Origin of the sequence: Gilliamella sp. (assembly GCF_024104075.1) — a bacterium.
In the GTDB taxonomy this organism is placed as follows: domain Bacteria; phylum Pseudomonadota; class Gammaproteobacteria; order Enterobacterales; family Orbaceae; genus Gilliamella; species Gilliamella bombi.
On record NZ_JAGGHR010000039.1, the window covers coordinates 1 to 20,061 of the forward strand.

The 20,061-nt window shown below is 33.5% G+C and carries 19 protein-coding genes and 3 tRNA genes; 18 read left to right on the forward strand and 4 right to left on the reverse strand.

Annotated elements, in window-relative coordinates:
- Nucleotides 1-221 (reverse strand): translation initiation factor IF-3 (infC, locus tag J6569_RS09730; protein WP_366941264.1); only part of this gene is annotated, 221 nt, incomplete at its 3' end.
- Between the two features lie 27 nt (nucleotides 222-248).
- Nucleotides 249-2,174 (reverse strand): threonine--tRNA ligase, encoded by a 1,926-nt coding sequence (gene thrS, locus J6569_RS09735; RefSeq protein ID WP_296318339.1) that lies wholly within the window; start codon nucleotides 2,172-2,174, stop codon nucleotides 249-251.
- A 241-nt stretch (nucleotides 2,175-2,415) separates the two neighbouring features.
- On the opposite strand from thrS, the gene J6569_RS09740 reads away from it, so the two are divergent.
- Nucleotides 2,416-2,865, forward strand: coding sequence for a YaiI/YqxD family protein (locus J6569_RS09740; RefSeq protein ID WP_366941265.1), 450 nt, complete (start codon nucleotides 2,416-2,418; stop codon nucleotides 2,863-2,865).
- Between the two features lie 41 nt (nucleotides 2,866-2,906).
- Here the strand turns inward: J6569_RS09740 and recO are convergent, their stop codons facing one another.
- Nucleotides 2,907-3,599 (reverse strand): DNA repair protein RecO, encoded by a 693-nt coding sequence (gene recO / locus J6569_RS09745; RefSeq protein WP_296318341.1) that lies wholly within the window; start codon nucleotides 3,597-3,599, stop codon nucleotides 2,907-2,909.
- A 155-nt stretch (nucleotides 3,600-3,754) separates the two neighbouring features.
- On the opposite strand from recO, the gene J6569_RS09750 reads away from it, so the two are divergent.
- The 14 genes from J6569_RS09750 to J6569_RS09815 all read left to right on the forward strand — a co-directional run bounded on the left by J6569_RS09750 (nucleotide 3,755) and on the right by J6569_RS09815 (nucleotide 15,522).
- Nucleotides 3,755-5,386, forward strand: coding sequence for a Na+/H+ antiporter (locus tag J6569_RS09750; RefSeq protein WP_065590948.1), 1,632 nt, complete (start codon nucleotides 3,755-3,757; stop codon nucleotides 5,384-5,386).
- Complete coding sequence (locus J6569_RS09755) at nucleotides 5,387-5,893, forward strand: SCP2 domain-containing protein (RefSeq protein ID WP_363319024.1); 507 nt, start codon at nucleotides 5,387-5,389, stop codon at nucleotides 5,891-5,893.
- A gap of 177 nt (nucleotides 5,894-6,070) precedes the next feature.
- A complete protein-coding gene (gene sbcB / locus J6569_RS09760; protein WP_296318342.1) occupies nucleotides 6,071-7,516 on the forward strand; it encodes an exodeoxyribonuclease I in 1,446 nt (481 codons plus the stop codon).
- An 88-nt stretch (nucleotides 7,517-7,604) separates the two neighbouring features.
- Nucleotides 7,605-8,060, forward strand: a complete 456-nt coding sequence (locus J6569_RS09765) for a CidA/LrgA family protein (RefSeq protein ID WP_296301642.1) — start codon at nucleotides 7,605-7,607, stop codon at nucleotides 8,058-8,060.
- Nucleotides 8,057-8,746 carry a CidB/LrgB family autolysis modulator gene (locus J6569_RS09770; RefSeq protein WP_296318343.1) on the forward strand — a complete coding sequence of 230 codons (690 nt, stop codon included), beginning with the start codon at nucleotides 8,057-8,059 and terminating at the stop codon, nucleotides 8,744-8,746. The genes J6569_RS09765 and J6569_RS09770 overlap by 4 nt, the downstream gene beginning before the upstream one ends.
- A gap of 1 nt (nucleotide 8,747) precedes the next feature.
- Nucleotides 8,748-9,404, forward strand: a complete 657-nt coding sequence (locus J6569_RS09775; RefSeq protein WP_296318344.1) for an ElyC/SanA/YdcF family protein — start codon at nucleotides 8,748-8,750, stop codon at nucleotides 9,402-9,404.
- A gap of 162 nt (nucleotides 9,405-9,566) precedes the next feature.
- Nucleotides 9,567-10,295, forward strand: coding sequence for an arginine ABC transporter ATP-binding protein ArtP (gene artP, locus J6569_RS09780; RefSeq protein WP_065560281.1), 729 nt, complete (start codon nucleotides 9,567-9,569; stop codon nucleotides 10,293-10,295).
- Nucleotides 10,296-10,318: 23 nt separating this feature from the next.
- Nucleotides 10,319-11,053 (forward strand): transporter substrate-binding domain-containing protein, encoded by a 735-nt coding sequence (locus J6569_RS09785; RefSeq protein WP_296318345.1) that lies wholly within the window; start codon nucleotides 10,319-10,321, stop codon nucleotides 11,051-11,053.
- A 132-nt stretch (nucleotides 11,054-11,185) separates the two neighbouring features.
- Nucleotides 11,186-11,914 carry an arginine ABC transporter permease ArtQ gene (gene artQ / locus J6569_RS09790; RefSeq protein ID WP_366941266.1) on the forward strand — a complete coding sequence of 243 codons (729 nt, stop codon included), beginning with the start codon at nucleotides 11,186-11,188 and terminating at the stop codon, nucleotides 11,912-11,914.
- A gap of 12 nt (nucleotides 11,915-11,926) precedes the next feature.
- Nucleotides 11,927-12,604 (forward strand): arginine ABC transporter permease ArtM, encoded by a 678-nt coding sequence (gene artM, locus J6569_RS09795; RefSeq protein ID WP_296318347.1) that lies wholly within the window; start codon nucleotides 11,927-11,929, stop codon nucleotides 12,602-12,604.
- Nucleotide 12,605: 1 nt separating this feature from the next.
- Nucleotides 12,606-14,441 (forward strand): excinuclease ABC subunit UvrC, encoded by a 1,836-nt coding sequence (gene uvrC, locus J6569_RS09800; protein WP_296318348.1) that lies wholly within the window; start codon nucleotides 12,606-12,608, stop codon nucleotides 14,439-14,441.
- 108 nt (nucleotides 14,442-14,549) lie between these two features.
- Complete coding sequence (gene pgsA, locus J6569_RS09805) at nucleotides 14,550-15,101, forward strand: CDP-diacylglycerol--glycerol-3-phosphate 3-phosphatidyltransferase (RefSeq protein ID WP_034913104.1); 552 nt, start codon at nucleotides 14,550-14,552, stop codon at nucleotides 15,099-15,101.
- A gap of 239 nt (nucleotides 15,102-15,340) precedes the next feature.
- A tRNA-Leu gene (locus J6569_RS09810) sits at nucleotides 15,341-15,428 on the forward strand.
- Nucleotides 15,429-15,446: 18 nt separating this feature from the next.
- Nucleotides 15,447-15,522, forward strand: a tRNA-Gly gene (locus J6569_RS09815).
- A 188-nt stretch (nucleotides 15,523-15,710) separates the two neighbouring features.
- Here the strand turns inward: J6569_RS09815 and J6569_RS09820 are convergent.
- Complete coding sequence (locus tag J6569_RS09820) at nucleotides 15,711-16,598, reverse strand: LysR family transcriptional regulator (RefSeq protein WP_296318349.1); 888 nt, start codon at nucleotides 16,596-16,598, stop codon at nucleotides 15,711-15,713.
- A 188-nt stretch (nucleotides 16,599-16,786) separates the two neighbouring features.
- Between J6569_RS09820 and J6569_RS09825 the strand changes: the two genes are divergently transcribed.
- The 3 genes from J6569_RS09825 to J6569_RS09835 all read left to right on the forward strand — a co-directional run bounded on the left by J6569_RS09825 (nucleotide 16,787) and on the right by J6569_RS09835 (nucleotide 19,761).
- A complete protein-coding gene (locus J6569_RS09825; protein WP_363319039.1) occupies nucleotides 16,787-17,878 on the forward strand; it encodes an alpha/beta hydrolase in 1,092 nt (363 codons plus the stop codon).
- A gap of 185 nt (nucleotides 17,879-18,063) precedes the next feature.
- Nucleotides 18,064-19,257, forward strand: coding sequence for an MFS transporter (locus J6569_RS09830; RefSeq protein ID WP_296318350.1), 1,194 nt, complete (start codon nucleotides 18,064-18,066; stop codon nucleotides 19,255-19,257).
- A 427-nt stretch (nucleotides 19,258-19,684) separates the two neighbouring features.
- Nucleotides 19,685-19,761: transfer RNA gene (locus J6569_RS09835), tRNA-Arg, on the forward strand.
- Nucleotides 19,762-20,061: the final 300 nt, after the last annotated feature.

The window sequence follows — 20,061 nt, forward strand, 5'->3', positions numbered from 1 at the left end:
AGGAACTTGCCATAATCCATAATTCGACAAACAGGTGGCTCTGCATTAGGGCTTATTTCAACTAAATCTAAAGCTGCTTCTTCAGCTTGTTTTAAAGCTTCATCTAAGCTTACTATACCGAGCTGCTCACCATCGACGCCGGTTAACCTCACCTCACGAGCTGTAATTTCATCATTGATTTTATGTGCTCGTGTTGACTGAATTCGTTTACTGACTTTAATATCTCATTCCTCCAAATTAATTTATCATTAATTCATTTGTTCTAATGAACGACTATGAATTTCGTTAAGCAACAATTCTATAACATGTTTCACTTCAAAGCTACCAAGATCTTTACCTTGACGAGTTCGAACTGAAATTGTTCCCGATTCCATTTCTTTGTCTCCACAAACAAACATATAAGGAACACGTTTTAGAGTATGCTCGCGAATTTTAAACCCTATTTTCTCATTTCTCAAGTCCGCTTTTGCTCTAATGCCAACTTTTTGTAATTGTGCGGTTAATTGTTTGGCATATTCAGCTTGATTATCGGTAATATTAATTACTGCAATTTGCAATGGAGCAAGCCAAGTAGGGAAAAATCCTGCACAGTTTTCAGTCAAGATACCCATAAAACGCTCCATAGAACCTAAAATAGCTCTATGAATCATAACCGGGACATGACGTTCATTATCTTCACCTACATAAGTCGCATCTAAACGTTCAGGTAGCATAAAATCAAGCTGAACTGTACCGCATTGCCATGCTCTACCTAAACAGTCATGCAAGGTAAACTCTATTTTTGGGCCATAAAAAGCGCCTTCACCTGGTAAATATTCGAATTCAATGCCATTTTCTGTTAAACATTCAGCTAAATCTTTTTCAGCAAGATCCCAAGTTTCATCCTTACCAATTCGTTTTTCAGGACGGGTTGATAACTTAACAGTAATATCATTAAAACCGAAAGTACTATAAGTATCATAAACCATTTTGATACAGCTATTTACTTCACTGCGAATTTGATCTTCAGTACAAAAGATATGTGCATCATCTTGTGTAAAACCTCGAACGCGCATCAAACCATGTAAAGATCCTGAAGGTTCATTACGATGGCAACTACCAAATTCCGCCATACGTAATGGTAAATCACGATAAGATTTTAAGCCTTGATTAAAAATTTGTACGTGTCCTGGACAGTTCATTGGTTTAATACAATATTCACGATTTTCAGAAGAAGTAACAAACATTAACTCTTTATAATTACCCCAGTGACCTGTTTTTTCCCACAAAACACGATCCATCATAAATGGACCTTTTACTTCTTGATAATCGTATTCTTTCAATTTCGTGCGAACAAAAACCTCAAGTTCACGAAAGATAATCCAACCATCATTATGCCAAAACACCATACCAGGCGCCTCTTCTTGCATATGATAAAGATCTAGTTGCTTGCCGATTTTACGATGATCTCGTTTAGCCGCTTCTTCTAAAAATTGTAAATAGCTATCAAGTTGTTTTTTATCTGCCCATGCTGTTCCATAAATACGTTGTAACATTTTATTATCACTGTTACCGCGCCAATAAGCTCCAGCAATTTTTTGCAATTTAAAATGATGGCAAAAACGCATATTAGGTACATGTGGTCCACGACACATATCAATATATTCTTCGTGATGATAAAGTGCTGGTTTTGAATCTTTTGGAATATTTTCATCTAAAATAGCAATTTTATATGGTTCATGTCGCTCCCAAAAAACTTCTCTAGCGCGCTCCCAACTAACCACTTCTTTTTTTACTTCATAATTTTTTTTAGCCAATTCATGCATGCGTTTTTCTAGTGCATCAAGGTCTTCCTGAGTTAAAGAGTGATCTAAATCAACATCATAATAAAAACCATTATCAATTGTTGGACCAATAGCCATTTGTGTATTAGGCCATAGTTGTTTAATTGCGTGACCCAATAAATGTGCACAAGAATGGCGAATAATTTCGAGTCCATCTTCATCTTTGGCTGTAATGATGGCTAATGTTGCATCTTGATCAATGACATCACAGGCATCTTTACGCACGCCATTTACACTCCCAGCTATACAAGCTTTAGCAAGACCTGCTCCAATACTTTGAGCAACTTCTAAAACAGTAACGGGTTTATCGAATTGACGTTGGCTTCCGTCAGGAAGAGTAATAATTGGCATAACAAATCCTTATAACAGTGGTGCACCACACGAAAGCGCACTTGCTTACTTAAAAAATAGGTCGAATATACTACCACTTATCATCTGGATTTAAAATAGAAAGAATCATATTTATATGAGCTTAATAAATATACTAAAACACATAGTTACCGGAAACTTTTTTACAAATAAATGATTATTTTTGTATAACAAAGGTTATAATCATTAATTAATAAAAGTTTATAATATGAACACATATGCTATGAATATTTGGATTGATGCTGATGCCTGCCCTAACCCAATTAAAGAGATTTTATATCGAGTTGCAAATCGAAAAGCAATAAATACAACATTAATTGCAAATCAATGTTTAACTATCCCCTTGTCACCTTATATTAAAACTTTATTAGTTGAAAAAGGATTTGATGTAGCAGATAGAAAAATAATTGAGTCGATTCAAAAAAATGATTTAGTTATTACCTCAGACATTCCACTTGCATCTGAAGTTTTAAATAAAAATGCATTAGTGCTCACGCCACGAGGTGAACAATATACACTAGATACAATTAAAGAACGATTAATTATGAGAGATTTTATGGAAACCATGCGAGCAAGTGGAATACAATCTAAAGGTTCAGCTCCATTTTCCAGCAAAGACCGAGAAAAATTTGCTAATCAGCTTGATATATTACTTAATTCAACATCGAAATGAATTTAATAACTCTTTTAAATCGTGCAGCCAAATTAGCAAAACTAAATTTTTAGAAATAGCTCTCTGCTTTTGAATGGTTTTGATCCTACATAAGGTTTCAACGCCATCCTAGTAAAGCGTTTAGCTGCTTTTAACGTATCGATATTATCAAATTGACGTTTTCCTAAAGCTAAAACCTGCTCGCCAGTAAAGCTGATGCTATTTTGTAATAAACTACTGATAAATCCTTTTTCCGATTGATATTGATAATGCATCGATTTAACAATGTCATCGCCAGTTACACAGCAGTGAAAAAAATCAACGTGATATCCTAAATTTTCTAATAACGATAATTCAAAAGCTCGCAACACATTTTCAGCAGGAACCTGTTGGGCTAATTGTTGCAGACTTTTTAGATAATCATCAAAAAGAGTTGGCATTTCTGCTTCTGCAACTAAAACTCGATGTAATAGTTCATTTAAATAAAATGCGCTATACAAAAAAACAGATACCAATGGCAATGCAAGCGACATAGCTTCAACCTGACGCAATGTTTTTATTTCACCTTGGCCTGAGTATTGCACAATAAGTGGAGTAAAAGGTTGCAACATACCTTTCAAGGCAGAGTTTTTTCGTTTAGCACCTTTAGCTAATACCTTTATTTTTCCGATATTTTCAACAAATAGATCGACTAATAAACTAGTTTCAGTATAAGAACGAGTATGTAGTATAAATGCTCTTTGCCAATTTTCCATTCAAAATACCTTTCAATTACACTACTGTTTCTTGGTTAATAATTGTTTCTGAGTAAAATTTAGATAAATCTATGAAATTTTCAACTGAAATTTAGTTAAAGATCCGATATAATCAATGTAAACAATAGGATTATAGGATAAATAAAAGAGGAACTATGGATCTTTTTTCAATAATTTTACTACTAGTTTTAATTGTATCACTTTCTGGTGTTGTTATTAAAATGCTACCAATACAAATCCCATTGCCTCTAATGCAAATATTATTAGGTTGTATATTGGCTGCCTTTGGAGTTTATGTCAAATTTGACCCAGAGTTATTTCTTGTTTTATTCATTCCACCTTTACTCTTTGCCGATGGGCGCAAAACATCGGTAAAAGATTTTGTGCACAATGTTAGAGAAATTGTTGGGCTAGCGCTAGTTTTAGTTGTAATAACAATTGTAGCTGTTGGTTATTTACTTTATTGGATGTTACCAAAAGGAATCGATCTAGCTGCAACATTTGCATTAGCCGCAGTTTTATCGCCAACAGATGCCGTAGCATTAAGTGGAATTGTAGGTAAAGGTCGTATTGAAAAAGAAAAGATGGAAATCATCGAAGGTGAAGCATTGATGAATGATGCTTCAGGTTTGGTTTCTTTAAAATTTGCTATTGCTATTGCCGTTGGTGATGCAGTATTCAATATCTTTGATGTTAGTGTCCAGTTTTTTGTAGTTGCTATTGGTGGATTAGCTATTGGTGTTTTATTTACTTGGTTATATGCACGTATCTTGCGTAAAATAAATAAGCTTACTCACAATGATCCCGCTATTCAAATAGTATTACTATTTTTACTACCTTTTGCCGCCTATATCATTGCTGAGGAATGTCATTGCTCTGGTATTTTAGCAGCAGTAAGCGCAGGTATGACAGTCAATCATTCTGGTATGATGCGAAACGCACCTTTAACTGCACGTTTGCAATCAGATAGTACATGGTCAATGTTAACCTTTGTGTTTAATGGATTTGTATTTGTTTTATTAGGTATTCAACTACCAAGCATTTTTAATAATACTTTTGTAGAAAACCAAATTGATACCTCAATTGAGGTATGGCAACTATGTTTAATTGTTTTATTCGTTTTTGCTGTATTGATGGGAACTAGATTTGCTTGGTTATGGTCAATGAAACATATGCCAACGATGCCTTTTGGAACTAAGAGACCTCTTGCATTTAGGGCATACTCAACCAGAGATCTTTTAATTTCAACATTTGCTGGCGTTAGAGGAGCTATCACTCTAGCTGGTGTTTTATCTATTCCAATGACAATTAATGGACGTTATCAACTGGTCTTTATTGCGACAGGTATCATATTAATATCATTGATTGCAGCGGTGATAATCTTACCTATCTTGTTACGAGGTAGTGTAATTTTAGATAATTCTGAACAAAAAAATGAAATTTTATCAGTTAAAGGTCAAATGGCAGAAGAAGCGATTATCAGTCTTGAAAAAATGCAAAATAATTTATTGCAAGAAACGTCTGAATCTGGCTTAGATCAGGAAATTATACATGAAATTGGTTCTCGTGTTATTGGTTCATTAAGACGCCGAACTGGACTTAAAGATTTAGAACAAAAAGCACTAGAGGCTGAAAACTTAGAAAGACGTATGCGTCTAGTTGCAATTGGTGCAGAACGTACAGCTTTACTACAAATGAAAGTTCGTAATGAAGTGAGCGAAGAAGTTTATGAACATTTAAATAACGATCTGGATATTTATGAAAAAATGATTTCTGGGGATGCATAAATGATTGGAGCAAAAAGCCAAATTCTAAACAAAATTCATTCACAGTTTGTCAATAAAGCGCCCCATATTTTGGGGCTTACCTTGCGATGCATTCCTTTTAATGTAAAAAGACAAACCATAGAGCAATTATTGAAATTACAATTTAAACATTCTTTACAAGATGGTGATCTAGATTTTTTAGAAAATCGTTGGCTTAAAATTCAAGTTACTGATCTAGAGCTTGTGTGGTTTGTTAGTTTAATCGATAATAAATTAGTTGTTAGCCGAGAAGAAATTGCTGATGTCAGCTTTATAGGTAATGCTAATGATTTAATTATGATAGCAACTAGACGACAAGACCCCGATTCACTATTTTTTCAACGTCGTTTGATTGTTGAAGGTGATACTGAATTGGGGTTGTATGTAAAAAATTTAATGGATTCTATCGAGTTGGAAGCTATGCCAAAATTTTTAAGGCTAACACTCGAAAAACTAGCAGATATTATCGAAAGTGCACCAACTAATTAAGAATAAATTATACTCATTTTAAATCATTCAAAATTTTGAATTGATTAATTTCTACCTTGCTAATAATAAATTATTCTAAGCCCCCTATAAAATGGGGAAAAGAAGCTGATTATTTTGAGTATATATAATGAAATTTATGAGTTTCTTGACAGAAAACATAAAATATATGGTTACACAATGAAAAATAACCAAGAACAGCCAAGTTTTTACTTCCATGATTATGAAACATTTGGAACTCATCCTGCACTAGATCGCCCTGCTCAATTTGCTGGAATTCGAACTGATGAGAATTTTAATATTATTGAAGATCCTTTGGTTATATATTGTTGTCAAACTCAAGATTATCTACCCAATCCAGAAGCGGTACTAATTACTGGCATAACACCTCAAGAAGCTAATAACAAAGGAGTTTGTGAGGCTGAATTTATTCGACAAATTCATCAAGCTTTTAGCAAACCTAATACTTGTATTTTAGGCTATAACAATATTCGTTTTGATGATGAAGTAACGCGTAATCTTTTATATCGTAATTTTTATGACCCTTATACTTATTGTTGGCAACACAACAATTCAAGATGGGATCTACTTGATGTAGTTCGTGCTTGTTATGCGCTAAGACCAGAAGGAATTAATTGGCCAACTAATGATGAAGGTCTACCAAGTTTTCGTTTAGAACATCTAACAAAAGCAAATAACATTAAGCATGAACATGCACATGATGCAATGTCTGATGTTTATGCAACTATAGCAATGGCTAAATTAATAAAAGAAAAACAACCTAAACTGTTTAATTATTTTTTCTCATTACGTAAGAAAAATAAAGTTGCTGAACTTATTGATGTAGTTAATATGACACCAATAGTTCATGTATCAGGCATGTTAGGTAGCCATCGTGGTAATCTATCTTTAGTTTCACCTATAATTTGGCATCCAGTACAAAATAGTGCCGCTGTTATTTGCGATTTAACTGGAGATATAGATCTCTTAATCGATCTCCCCGTTGAGCAAATAAAGGAAAGACTCTACACCAAAACTAAAGATCTACAATTAGGTGAATCACGAATACCTTTAAAATTGATTCATACCAATAAATGTCCTATTATTGCACCATTAAAAACATTATTACCTGAAAATGCTGAACGGTTTAACATTGATATAGAGCAATGTTTAATAAATCAACATAAATTGTTAGAAAATCAAAATTTATTACAAAATAAAATGCAGACGTTATTTAATATTGATAATAATAGTTCTATTAATACTATTAACGCTGATGTTGATGCTCAAATTTATGGAAAATTTCTAAATAACCAAGATAAATTACGCTGCGAGACTATTCGAACAACTCCAATTCATCTATTAGATAGTTTATCATTAACGTTTGATGATCCTCGTTTACCAACACTATTTTTTCGTTATAAAGCGCGAAATTACCCACAAACATTAACAGAGCATGAACAGATTATTTGGAAAGATTATTGTCGCGATAAACTCAACACCCCAAAAATTCAAGATTACTTATTAATATTAGAACAATATGCTGAAACTTATATTCAGCAACCAGAAAAACTAGCAATAATTAAACAACTTTATCATTACTGCCATTATTTAGTTGGTAATTAATTTTGACGAGCGTATCATATAGACAAATAACTTTATGTCACTCTAGCATCCGTCATAATTTATAATTAAGATTAATAGCATTTACGTTATGAAACATTTTCTAGCTAAGCACGCCACCATCAGACATAGACTATATTCTTTATACTATACTTTTTTTAGTTATGGTCGTGGATTGGTCATATTAACTCTTTGTTTATGGATGGGTAATATTTTTTCTAAAATATTACCTATAATGATTCCTGGCAGTATTATTGGTTTATTAATCCTGTTCTTCTTACTTGCATTTCAGTTAATTCCCACTTGCTGGATCAAAAATAGCTGTAATCTATTCATGCGTTACATGACATTATTATTTATTCCTGCAGCAATGGGGATTATGGATAATTATTCACTTTTATTACAAAATTGGGTTCCGATTATATTTGGCTGTGTAGGTGGTTCTCTTATTGTATTGATTCTAACTGCATTTTTAACAGAACAATGTCATAAAGTCGCAGCAAAAAATTCAATTTCATCACCAAAAGATGAGGTCAATCAGCCATGATATGGATGCTACCATTAACACTTTTGGTTTTCTTCATTATTAGAAAAATATCATTTAAAATAAAAAATCCATTATTTAATCCCCTAGTGATTACGGTCATAGTATTAATTCCAATTTTACTGATCACAAACACCAGCTATACACAATACGTTGACAACGTACAAATCATTAATGGCCTATTGCCTTATTCTGTTGTTGCTCTCGCCTATCCTTTATATGAACTTATTCCCCAAATTAAAGCGCGTTGGAAGTCAATAATGATTATTACTTTTACCGCATCGCTTGCTTCAATGATAACCGGTGTTTGTATTGTATTTTGGTTAGGTGGAAGTATTGAGATTGCTGCATCTGTGCTACCTAAATCTGTCACTACAGCCATTGCAGTAACAATTGCAAGTAATCAAGATGGTGTACCATCAATAGCTGCATTATGCGTGATATTAGTTGGAACATTAGGCGGCATATTTGGACATCAAATATTAAATTTAGTAAAAATAAAATCAGCACCAGCAAGAGGATTAGCTATCGGTGCTGTTTCACATGCTGTCGGCACTGCTCGTTGTATTGAGGTTGATTATAACGAAGGTGCGTATAGTTCGTTATCATTAGTTTTATGTGGTGTTATGACCTCATTGACAGCACCTTTTTTATTTCCAATAATGGTATTTATTTTTAACCGGTTTTAGCATGAATTTAAAAAAGCTTATTGCTTATATTGCTTATATTGCTAGTTTTTGCTTGATTCCAATAACTGCTATTGTAGGTTTAGATTATTGGATCAGCTATAAAACGGCTCCTTATATTTATCATGATGAAAACAAACTTCCTTACCGAACTATTGGTGTTGTACTTGGAACATCGAAATATGTTCGAGGAGGAGGTTTAAATGATTTTTATCGTAATCGTATTGATGGAGCAATTGATCTTTATTGGCAAAACAAAGTTGATTATTTATTATTAAGTGGTGATAACGCTCTTTTAAGCTACAACGAACCAATTACTATGAAGAAGGATTTGATAAAAGCTGGAATTCCTAGCGATGTGATCGTTTTGGATTATGCAGGTTTTAGAACTTTTGATTCGGTGGTTCGTGCCAATAAAGTATTTGATGCAAATAATTTTACTATTATCACTCAAGAGTTTCATTGCGAACGAGCTATTTTTATTGCCCTTGCACAAGACATACAAGCACAATGTTTTGCTGTACCCTCCCCTAAAAATATGAAGTTAGTCCGTATCCGCGAAATGTTTGCGCGCGTTAGTGCATTTATTGATCTTTATATTCTAAAAAAAGAACCTAGATATCTTGGCCCTGTAATTCCTATTTTATCTAATGCTCAATAACCATCCTAAATAACAAAAGATTGTAAAAACTTTCAAGAAAGTGCATCTTTAAGTATAAAAACCAGACAAAAGAGGACTTGTCTAATAAATTAGATTGCATTTTTATGCAGAAAAAAGTAATATTTAATCAAATTTAGCATCAAGAAAAATGTATAACTAACAATGAATATTGAATTAAACCATATTAACTGTTTTTATGGTAAACATCAGGCCTTAAATGATGTTTCACTCTGCTATCCACTTGGTGAAACCATTGTATTACTTGGTCAAAGTGGAGCAGGAAAAAGCTCTTTATTAAAAGTATTTAATTTACTTGAAATACCTAAATCAGGGCAGATGACTATTGCTAACACCCATTTTGATTTTTCTGAAAAAATCAGTGAATCAACAATTAGACATCTCCGTAAAAATGTAGGCATGGTATTTCAAAACTATAATTTATGGCCGCATTTGACGGTACTAGAAAATTTGATTGAAGCACCTTGCCAAGTATTAAAGTTATCTAAAAAAGAAGCTTGCGATAAAGCAATGGCGATATTACAAAGATTGCAAATTGATGATATGGCACAACGCTACCCGCTTCACCTCTCAGGTGGACAACAGCAACGTGTCGCTATTGCTAGAGCGTTAATGATGGAACCTCAAATATTATTATTCGATGAACCTACAGCAGCATTAGATCCAGCAATTACATCGCAAATTGCCGAAATTATCAATGAGCTATCTCAAACAGGTATTACACAAATTATAGTTACGCATGAAGTTGATTTTGCACGCAAAATTGCTTCACAAGTAATTTATATGGAGCAAGGTAAAATTATTGAGCGAGGACAACTCGAATGTTTTGCTCATCCTAAAACTGAAGAGTTTAAAGCTTATTTGTCACATTAATTAAAATAAAATTAGGTGGATATATGAAAAAAACGTTACTAGCCATTTGTCTTGCAGGAACTGCTTTTGTAGCTCAAGCAGCAGACACCTTAACAATCGGAACAGAAGCAACTTATGCGCCTTTTGAATTTACTAATGAAAAAAATGAAATCATCGGCTTTGATATTGATGTGATTAATAAGATTTGTGATGAAATAAAAGTTTCATGCAAAATTGTCAATCAATCATTTGATGGTTTAATTCCTAGCTTAAAAACTCGTCGAATTGATGCCGCTATAGCCGGAATTGATATTACGCCAGAACGACAAAAACAAGTTGATTTTACTAAAATTTATTATGATGATAGCTCAATCCAATTTGTTACATTGAAAGATACATTAACTAGTCTCGATCAACTAAAAGGTAAACGAGTTGGTCTACAAAAAGGAACAACTTATCCTAAATATTTAATTGATAAATTCCCAGATATGAAAGCAGTTAGCTATGATAGTTATCAGTACGCTATTTTAGATTTAAAAGCGAAGAGAATTGATGCAATAGTTTCAAGCTCGATTGTAGCTGGCGAATGGCTAGGCAAAGAGACTGATATTGTTGCTTTAAGCGATAAAATCACTGACCACGACTATTTTGGTGAAGGTTTAGGAATTGCTATCCGTAAGGGTAACGAAAAATTACTTAACCAATTTGATCAAGCGATAGATAAATTAAAAGCTAACGGTGAGTTAGATGCTATCTATAAAAAATGGTTTAATAAATAAACTATATTTTTAAATAAATATAACAATGATAATCTCGCCGCATTATCTTGCGGCGAATTTATTTTTTAAATTAACCTTGGTTTTTTTATGTTTGATTTTTTTGCAAATAAAATGATATGGATCTCATCGTTAATGGATGGGTATATTTTGCCGCTTATAAAAGCAACAGGTATCACATTATCATTGGCTTTTGTATCATTAATTATCGGAATTGTTTTCGCTTTAATTTTCTCAATACTAGAATCTGTTCCATTTAAACCAGTTGCCTGGACAATGTCCTTATTTAACTTAGCAATTCGTGCTTTACCTGAATTATTAATTGTTGTGGCTATTTATAACGGATTACCACTATTATTAATATTATTAAATGATGGTTTCACAATCGATCTTTATTATTTGTCGTTGACGATACAATTAGATATTCAAGATTTTAATATTAGTCCTTTTTTATGCGGTGTTGCAGCACTATCACTTTTATACGCTGTTTATGCCTCTCAAACGTTACGCGGTGCATTTAAAGCAATTTCTAACGGACAAAAACAAGCAGCTCAAGTACTTGGGTTAAGTAAATCACGCACGTTTTTTCGCATTATAATGCCACAAATGTGGCGTCATGCCTTGCCTGGATTAAGTAATCAGTGGTTAATTTTGTTAAAAGACACCGCATTAGTTTCAGCAATTGCAATTGATGATTTAATGATGCAAACCAAAACTATCATCGCGCGAACCAACCAACCTTTTTTATGGTATTTTGTTGCAATGATCATTTATCTAATTATCTCAATTTTAAGTCAAAAGGTTATAACGCGTATTGAAAAACGCTCAACCTATTTTGAACAACCTACATCAGCGAAAAGTTAGTAAGGCCGTATTATGTCTGATAATTTTATTCATTACCTTAACATCATTGCCCAAGGTTTACCCGATACACTAAGTTTAGGTATTTTGGGTATTTTATCTGCTGGATTGATTGCTACTTGTCTATCATGTCTATTGTCATTAAATCACTTTATATTAAATAAAGTTATACGCACATATGTCATTATATTTACAGGTACACCTTTACTAGTACAACTTTTACTAATTTATTATGGGCCATCACAATTTAGAGATATTTTAATCAAAATACCGACGTTTTATAACATTATTTCTTCGCCTTGGTTTTGTGCCTATTTAGCATTAACACTCAATAGTGCCGCCTATACAACTCAAATTTTTTATGGTTCATTAAAAGCCTTACCTAAAGGACAGTGGCAAGCTTGTGAAGCACTTGGCATGAATAAAAAACAAACTTTAAAAGTTGTTTTGCCTTATGCATTAAAAAGAGCCCTTTCGACTTATTCAAATGAAGTTGTCTTTGTAGTAAAAGGCACAGCATTAGCGTCAATGATTCCTGTTATGGATGTTATGGGCTACAGCAATGAATTGAATGCGGATTATTATGATTTCACTATTTTTATTGCTGCTGGGTTAATATATCTCTTGATAAATGGTTTACTTAGCACCATTATGAGGATTATAGAGAAAAAAGCCCTCAAATTTGAAAACTAATATGAGCCAATTTGATTCAGCATCTTTTTTAAAAACAGTCCCACATAAGCCGGGAATTTATCAAATGTTTAATGATAAACAGACGATTATTTATGTGGGAAAGGCTAAAGATCTTAATAATCGTTTAAAAAGTTACTTTAATAATAGTAAAAAAACGCTAAAAACGGATATGCTCGTTAGTCATATCCATCATATTGAATTTACAATTACCAATACCGAAACCGAAGCCTTACTGCTTGAACAGACTTATATTAAAAAGTATCAACCACGATACAATGTACTGTTAAAAGATGACAAAAGTTACCCATTTATAAAGTTAAGCAAAGAACAACATCCGCAATTGTCTCTTTATCGTGGTGCGGTCAATCGAAAAAAAGATGAATTTTTTGGCCCTTATCCAAGTGGATATGCAGTAAAGCAAATATTGGCTTTATTACAAAAAACATTTCCAATAAGACAGTGTTTAAATTCAACCTATCGCAACCGAACTCGCCCCTGCCTACAATATCAGATTAAACGTTGCTTAGGGCCTTGTGTGTCTGGATTAGTCAGTGATGAAGATTACCTAGAACAAGTTAACTATGTTAGATTATTTTTATCTGGCCAATCAGATCAGATAATACAAAAAATAACTGAAGATATGCAAAAAGCTAGTAGCGAACTCAACTTTGAAAAAGCAGTAGTTTTGCGTGATCAACTTCAAGCAATAAAACACATTAATGAAAAACAAGCAATATACAATAATAATGATAATCTTGATGTTATTGGATTCCATTATGAATTAGGATTAGCTTGTATCTATGTACTGTTTATTCGTAATGGGCAAACTTTTGGTCATCGATCATACTTTCCTAAAGTACCATCAAATACAGAACTAGAAGAAGTTATCGAAACTTTTTTAGGACAATTTTATCTACAAGGTAATCAGAATAGAAATATTCCGAGAAAAATTTTACTTAATTTTTCATTATCAGATAAACAACCAATGGAAGAGACACTGTCACTTATTGCAGAGCATCAAGTTAAACTCATTGATGAACCTAAAGGAGATAATCTTAAATTACTCAATATTGCAACAGTAAACGCTCAAACTGAAGTTAAAAATAAGCTATTAGAAAATTCCACAATAAAACAACGATATGACGCATTAAAATCTTTTTTGGGAATCGATAAAATTAACCGAATGGAATGTTTTGATATCAGCCACTTTATGGGTAAAAACACGATTGCATCTTGTGTTGTATTTGATGATAAAGGACCTGTTAAATCTGAATTCCGTCGTTATAATATTACTGGTATCACACCAGGCGATGATTATGCGGCAATGGAACAAGTCTTAACGCGTCGTTACAGTAAAAAAGAACTACCCGATGAAAAAGTTCCTGATATTATTTTTATTGACGGTGGTAAAGGGCAACTTAATCAAGCTCTAAAGGTATTTGAACAATTAGAGGTAAATTGGAACAAAAATCATCCTATACTAATTGGTGTTGCTAAAGGAGCTGATCGTAAAGAAGGATTAGAAACCCTCTTTTTTGAAGCTCATGGTACAGGACATTATCTTGATGATCACTCCCCTGCACTATTACTCATTCAGCAAATAAGAAATGCATCACATGATCATGCTATTGTTGGTCAACGTAAAAAAGGGACAAAACAATTAACCGACAGCGCCTTAGAACATATTGAAGGTATTGGCGCTAAAAGGCGTCAAGCACTACTGAAACATTTTGGTGGATTAAGAGAGTTAAAAAATGCCAGTATTGATGAAATAGCGCAAGTACAAGGTATATCAAAACAATTAGCTGAAAAAATTTATCTAAATTTACAACAATAACCCATTGAAAAAATAACATATTTCAGGCAACATAATCATTAAGAAAATACTGTTTTTTATTAATCTATAATGCATTGATTAATAAAATAAAAAAAGAGCTTTTGTCACATGAAAATTAATTTTCCAACATTTTTAACACTATTTCGAGTTATTTTAATTCCTTTTTTTGTGCTGGCATTTTATTTGTTCCCTCATGAATGGTCTGGTTTTTTCTCTGCATTAATTTTTTTAATTGCGGCCGTGACTGATGTATTAGATGGTTATCTTGCTCGCCGCCTAGGACAGACAACCAAGTTTGGCGCATTTTTAGATCCAGTCGCCGACAAAATCATAGTAACAATAGCGCTTGTTTTAATTACACAATATTATCAATCATGGTGGATCTCAATCCCTGCAATTATTATTGTTTCACGAGAAATTATAATATCGGCCTTACGGGAATGGATGGCTGAAATTGGTAAACGTAACAATGTAGCTGTTTCGTCAATTGGGAAAATCAAAACGATAGCACAAATGACAGCATTAACTTGGCTACTTTGGCGTCCTTGTGACATTGTTATTTACGCAGGTCTTGCAGCATTGTTTATTGCAACAGTATTAACGCTATTATCAATGTTGCAATATTTATGGATAGCACATAGCGATTTATTAGAAGAATAATAACTTTTAGTTAATATTTCTACCTAAGCATGTTTTTATTCGAGTAATTTTGTTGATAAATTCTAGTAAACAAAATTACTCATCCCCTTCAAAATCAACCAATAACTTCTATTTAAATTGTTAATCAGTCAAACATTGAGCAATTAAACGATTTATTTAAAATTTTTATTGACTGAAACCATAAGATCGGTAAAATGCACAGCATTCAAAACAAATTACTTTTTAGTAATTAATTTTGAGCCCGGGTGGTGAAATCGGTAGACACAAGGGATTTAAAATCCCTCGGCCTTTTTGGCCGTGCGAGTTCAAGTCTCGCCCCGGGCACCACTAACAAACAACTCTCATGCGGGAATAGCTCAGTTGGTAGAGCACGACCTTGCCAAGGTCGGGGTCGCGAGTTCGAACCTCGTTTCCCGCTCCAATTAAAAAGTAATAATTAAGACAAGAAGTTAGTGGCAATAATTTTATTTTTAAAGTCCTAATTTAGGTTTAATGATTTTTGTTGTTTGATTCATTTCTGGCATCCCCTTTTGCGTTATAAAATAACTCAAATATCGAATTAAATAAGGACTATTACAAATAATCAAATGTAGACAATTTAATCTCCCTTTAAATTTTCAATGCGTCAATAACAGCTCGTAGCGCAGGAGATATATTTCTATTAGGGTAATAGATATACGATGCTTCGAGCTTAAGACTAAAACGCTGTAGCACTCTAATGAGAACGCCTTTTTCTATATCATCCGCTACCAATTCTTCTGGTACATAGGCTAACCCCAATCCCAAGCGAGTAGCTTTAGCTTCCAAATAACTATCAGCAAAAACCCATTTTCCCTCAGGTCGGTGGGTAATTTTTTCGCCATCTTGATAAAGCTCCCACGAGTACAAACTTCCGTCACCAAGCTGATATGCAATGCAAGGATGTGCCACTAAATCTGCTGGTATTTGTGGAAATCCATAGCGACGAAAGTGGTCGGGAGTGCCAACAATTGCCATTTCCATATCTGGGTAAATACGTACAGCAACCATGCCATCGTTAATTTCTGGACCTAGGCGCACACCTGCATCAAATCGCTCAGAAATAATATCAACAAACCTGCTTTCATTGATAAGTTCCAATCGGATATCAGGATAAAGTTGTTGAAATACCGCTAACTTAGGTAATAGCACTTTATCTATAACATGCTGGCTAGCATTGATGCGAACAGTACCTGATGGAGTATTACGATAATAAGCTAGAGAGGTTAGTCCGTCATTTAATGCATCAAATCCAGACAGTACTTTTTGATAAAATTGTCCACCCGCCTGCGTCAGAGATAATTTGCGCGTTGTGCGAACCAAAAGCTGTAAACCAAGGCGCTTTTCAAGCTCACGGATAGAACGACTTATCCCTGATTGTGCAAGCCCAAGCCGTTTTGCTGCAGCGGTAAAGCTTCCTTCCTGTACAACAATCATAAACAGGTAAAGATCATTGTAGTTTTCTCGCTTAGTTAGCAAAGTATTTTTTTACTCTTATTTATAACAATTTAGTATTAATCTTAGCATTTTTTCCCCACTAATCAATACTATTAATATTAATTATAATAATTACTAATACAATTTCTGCTGAGTTATCTAAATATAATCTATATCAGTAAAAAAATGAGTAATAAGAGCTTTTAGCAAAATTTGTTCCACCAACTACTATACTATTCACACCAATAAGTGGAGTTATAACTATGAGTACTGATAAGATAAATCAAATTTCACCTTTATCACAGATCGAAAAATGGGACAAGACCTTTCCTAAAAGTACAAAAGTTAATCACCGTAAAGTCGCCTTTCAGAACCGTTATGGAATTATATTAATCGGCGATCTTTATATTCCCAAAAATCAAAATGAATGCGAATTAGCTGCAATCGCAATCAGCGGACCTTTTGGTGCAGTAAAAGAACAAGCGAGCGGGCTATACGCTCAAACACTAGCCGAACAAGGTTTTATTACGTTGGCTTTTGATCCATCTTATACCGGAGAAAGTGGTGGCTACCCACGTAATGTTGCTTCTCCCGATATCAATACCGAGGATTTTAGTGCTGCAGTTGATTTTCTTGGTCTACAAAAAGAAGTGGATCGTAATCGTATTGGACTGCTCGGCATTTGTGGCTGGGGCGGTATGGCATTAAACAATGCAGCAATGGATACTCGTGTAAAGGCTGTTGCAACGAGTGTAATGTACGATATGAGTCGTGCAATGGGTCATGGGGTTGGTGATGGAAAAGATCGTTATTCAACAGCTGATCGACATTCTATTTTGCAATATCTGAACGAACAACGTTGGGAAGATGCTAAAACAGGTATTCCCACATTAGGTGGACATGATATTTATATCGATGAGAAAGGTAAAGTCAGTGCTTCTAAACGTATTTTGCCAGAAACATTACCAGAAAATCCGCCTCCAGTGTTGAAAGAGTTTTATAATTACTACCGAATGCCTCGTGGTTTTCATCCTCGTTCTATTAATTCGGTTGGAGCATGGAATGCAACAATGCCTCTTTCATTTATGAATATGCCGCTACTAAGCTATGCAAATGAAATTACTATTCCCACATTAATTGTTACTGGTGAAAAGGCTCATTCTCGTTATTTTGCTGAGGATGCTTATAAAATGGTCGGTGGCAAGAAAAAAGAATTGGTAATTGTTTCTGAAGCAAATCATGTCGATTTATATGACAATACCACAGGAAAAATACCATTTACTAAATTTGAACAGTTCTTTAAGACCAGCTTAAAATTATAAGGTATATATATTAGCCATCCCAACAAAAATAACTGTATTTACTGATGGCTATTATCATTATATAAATGACAAAAATGTTATTTCTAATATTTTGTTTTTATTAACTTTATAACTACTATATACAGAAACAACATTTGCCCTTAATGTAACTCGGCCGGTCAAAAAGGTATGAGGATAAAGCTATAATGTCTAAAAAAAATCTCAATATACCAAACAATAAAACATACACACACTGGAGCGGTATATTTTCTATGACGCTATGCGTTTTTGTATTAATTGCTTCAGAATTTTTACCTGTAAGCCTACTTACACCTATTGCTAAAGATTTACAAATTACCGATGGACAAGCGGGTCAAGGTATTGCTATATCAGGTATACTAGCAGTACTAACTAGTCTGACAATTCATAAACTTACAGGAAACTTAGATCGAAAACTACTGTTACTATTTTTTACGTTTTTAATGGCTTTATCCGGGCTAGTTATCGCTATCACATCCTATTACTTGGTTTATATTCTGGGAAGAGCACTGATTGGTATTGCTATCGGTGGATTCTGGTCAATGTCAGCTGCAACGGCCATTCGTTTGGTGCCACACCATCAAGTACCTAAGGCTCTAGCTATTTTCAATGGCGGTAATGCTCTTGCGACAATTATAGCCGCACCACTGGGAAGCTACTTAGGAGAAACAATAGGCTGGCGTGGAGCATTTATTTGTATCATTCCCCTTGCTATTTTTGCATTTATTTGGCAATGCATTAGCCTGCCTACTATGAAAACCTATAAAGAAAATCAACCTAACAAGCCTATGCTTCAACTGCTAAAAAAACCAATTCTATCTATAGGCTTACTGGCATGTGGATTATTTTTCATGGGACAGTTTACTTTATTCACCTATGTGCGCCCTTTTCTAGAAACAGTGGCTAAGGTAGATAATTTTAATCTATATTTAATTTTACTTGCTATAGGTGTCGCTGGTTTTATTGGAACAATGGTAATTGCAACCTTTCTGAAAACTAAACTCTATCAAACACTAATGATGATTTCTTTAATAATGACTGTCATTATCATAGGTTTATTTTTAACTAGTAGTCACATCTGGACTGTAGCTACTTTATTCAGTTTATGGGGATTGTTTGCTACGGCCGCACCAACTGGGTGGTGGGCATGGATAGCACAAACATTACCCAAAGATGCAGAAATTGGTGGAGGACTAATGGTTGCAGTAATTCAATCATCAATTGCGATAGGTTCAACGATAGGCGGATTGTTTTTTGATTATCTGGGATGGCAAAGCAATTTTGTATTAAGTAGTATATTATTAATTGGTTCGGTAATAGCAACGTCTATTGTATTTTATAAAAATAAAACAAAAAGTTAAAAAAATTATTTCTCTAATAATCTTTTAGGCTCTATTTTCATCTTTCAGTTGATAAAAGATACCTTAAAGGACAATTTGAGAGTCATAATAACTGTCTACTGGAAAAGATTGCTAAAAAAGCATTATAAGTCATCATTTAACTAAATCATAGCTAGATATTACTATACCAAAATTAATTACTAGAATGTATAAAAACTGAATATTATTAACAACAATATTCGACATTTAATTACATAGGCCTATTATATAATTTGCTAATAGTTAAAAATGTAAAGAAATTTTATGATTAATACAAAACATCAACGACTCTAATAAAAAACCAAATTGATGATATTTTATCAATCCGATATAATAGGCCATTAAAAATCATTGACGTATCGAAATAGCTTTATATAATACACAACATCTAAATAAAAAACCTATCTAAGTCTCCTTAGCTCAGCTGGATAGAGCAACGGCCTTCTAAGCCGTAGGTCACAGGTTCGAATCCTGTAGGGGACGCCATTACAAGCAAGATTCAAACTAATTAAGTTTGGTATGATACATTCTGGTGTATGTGTTGATTCTAAAGAAATATCTTACGATTTAAGCTATATTGTAACAGGAATTTGTAAGTTATTAATTTGCGGTAGTTCAAGCTTAATCTGACAGACACCTTATTACTCATCAGCATTCATTTTAATAAAATACTTTTCCGATGAACAAAATAAATTTTCCAATTGCTTAACTGTAATAGTCTTTACTTAATCTGACGTTTGAGTTATTTTATAACACAAAAAGGAGAGTCAGAAATGAATCAAACTG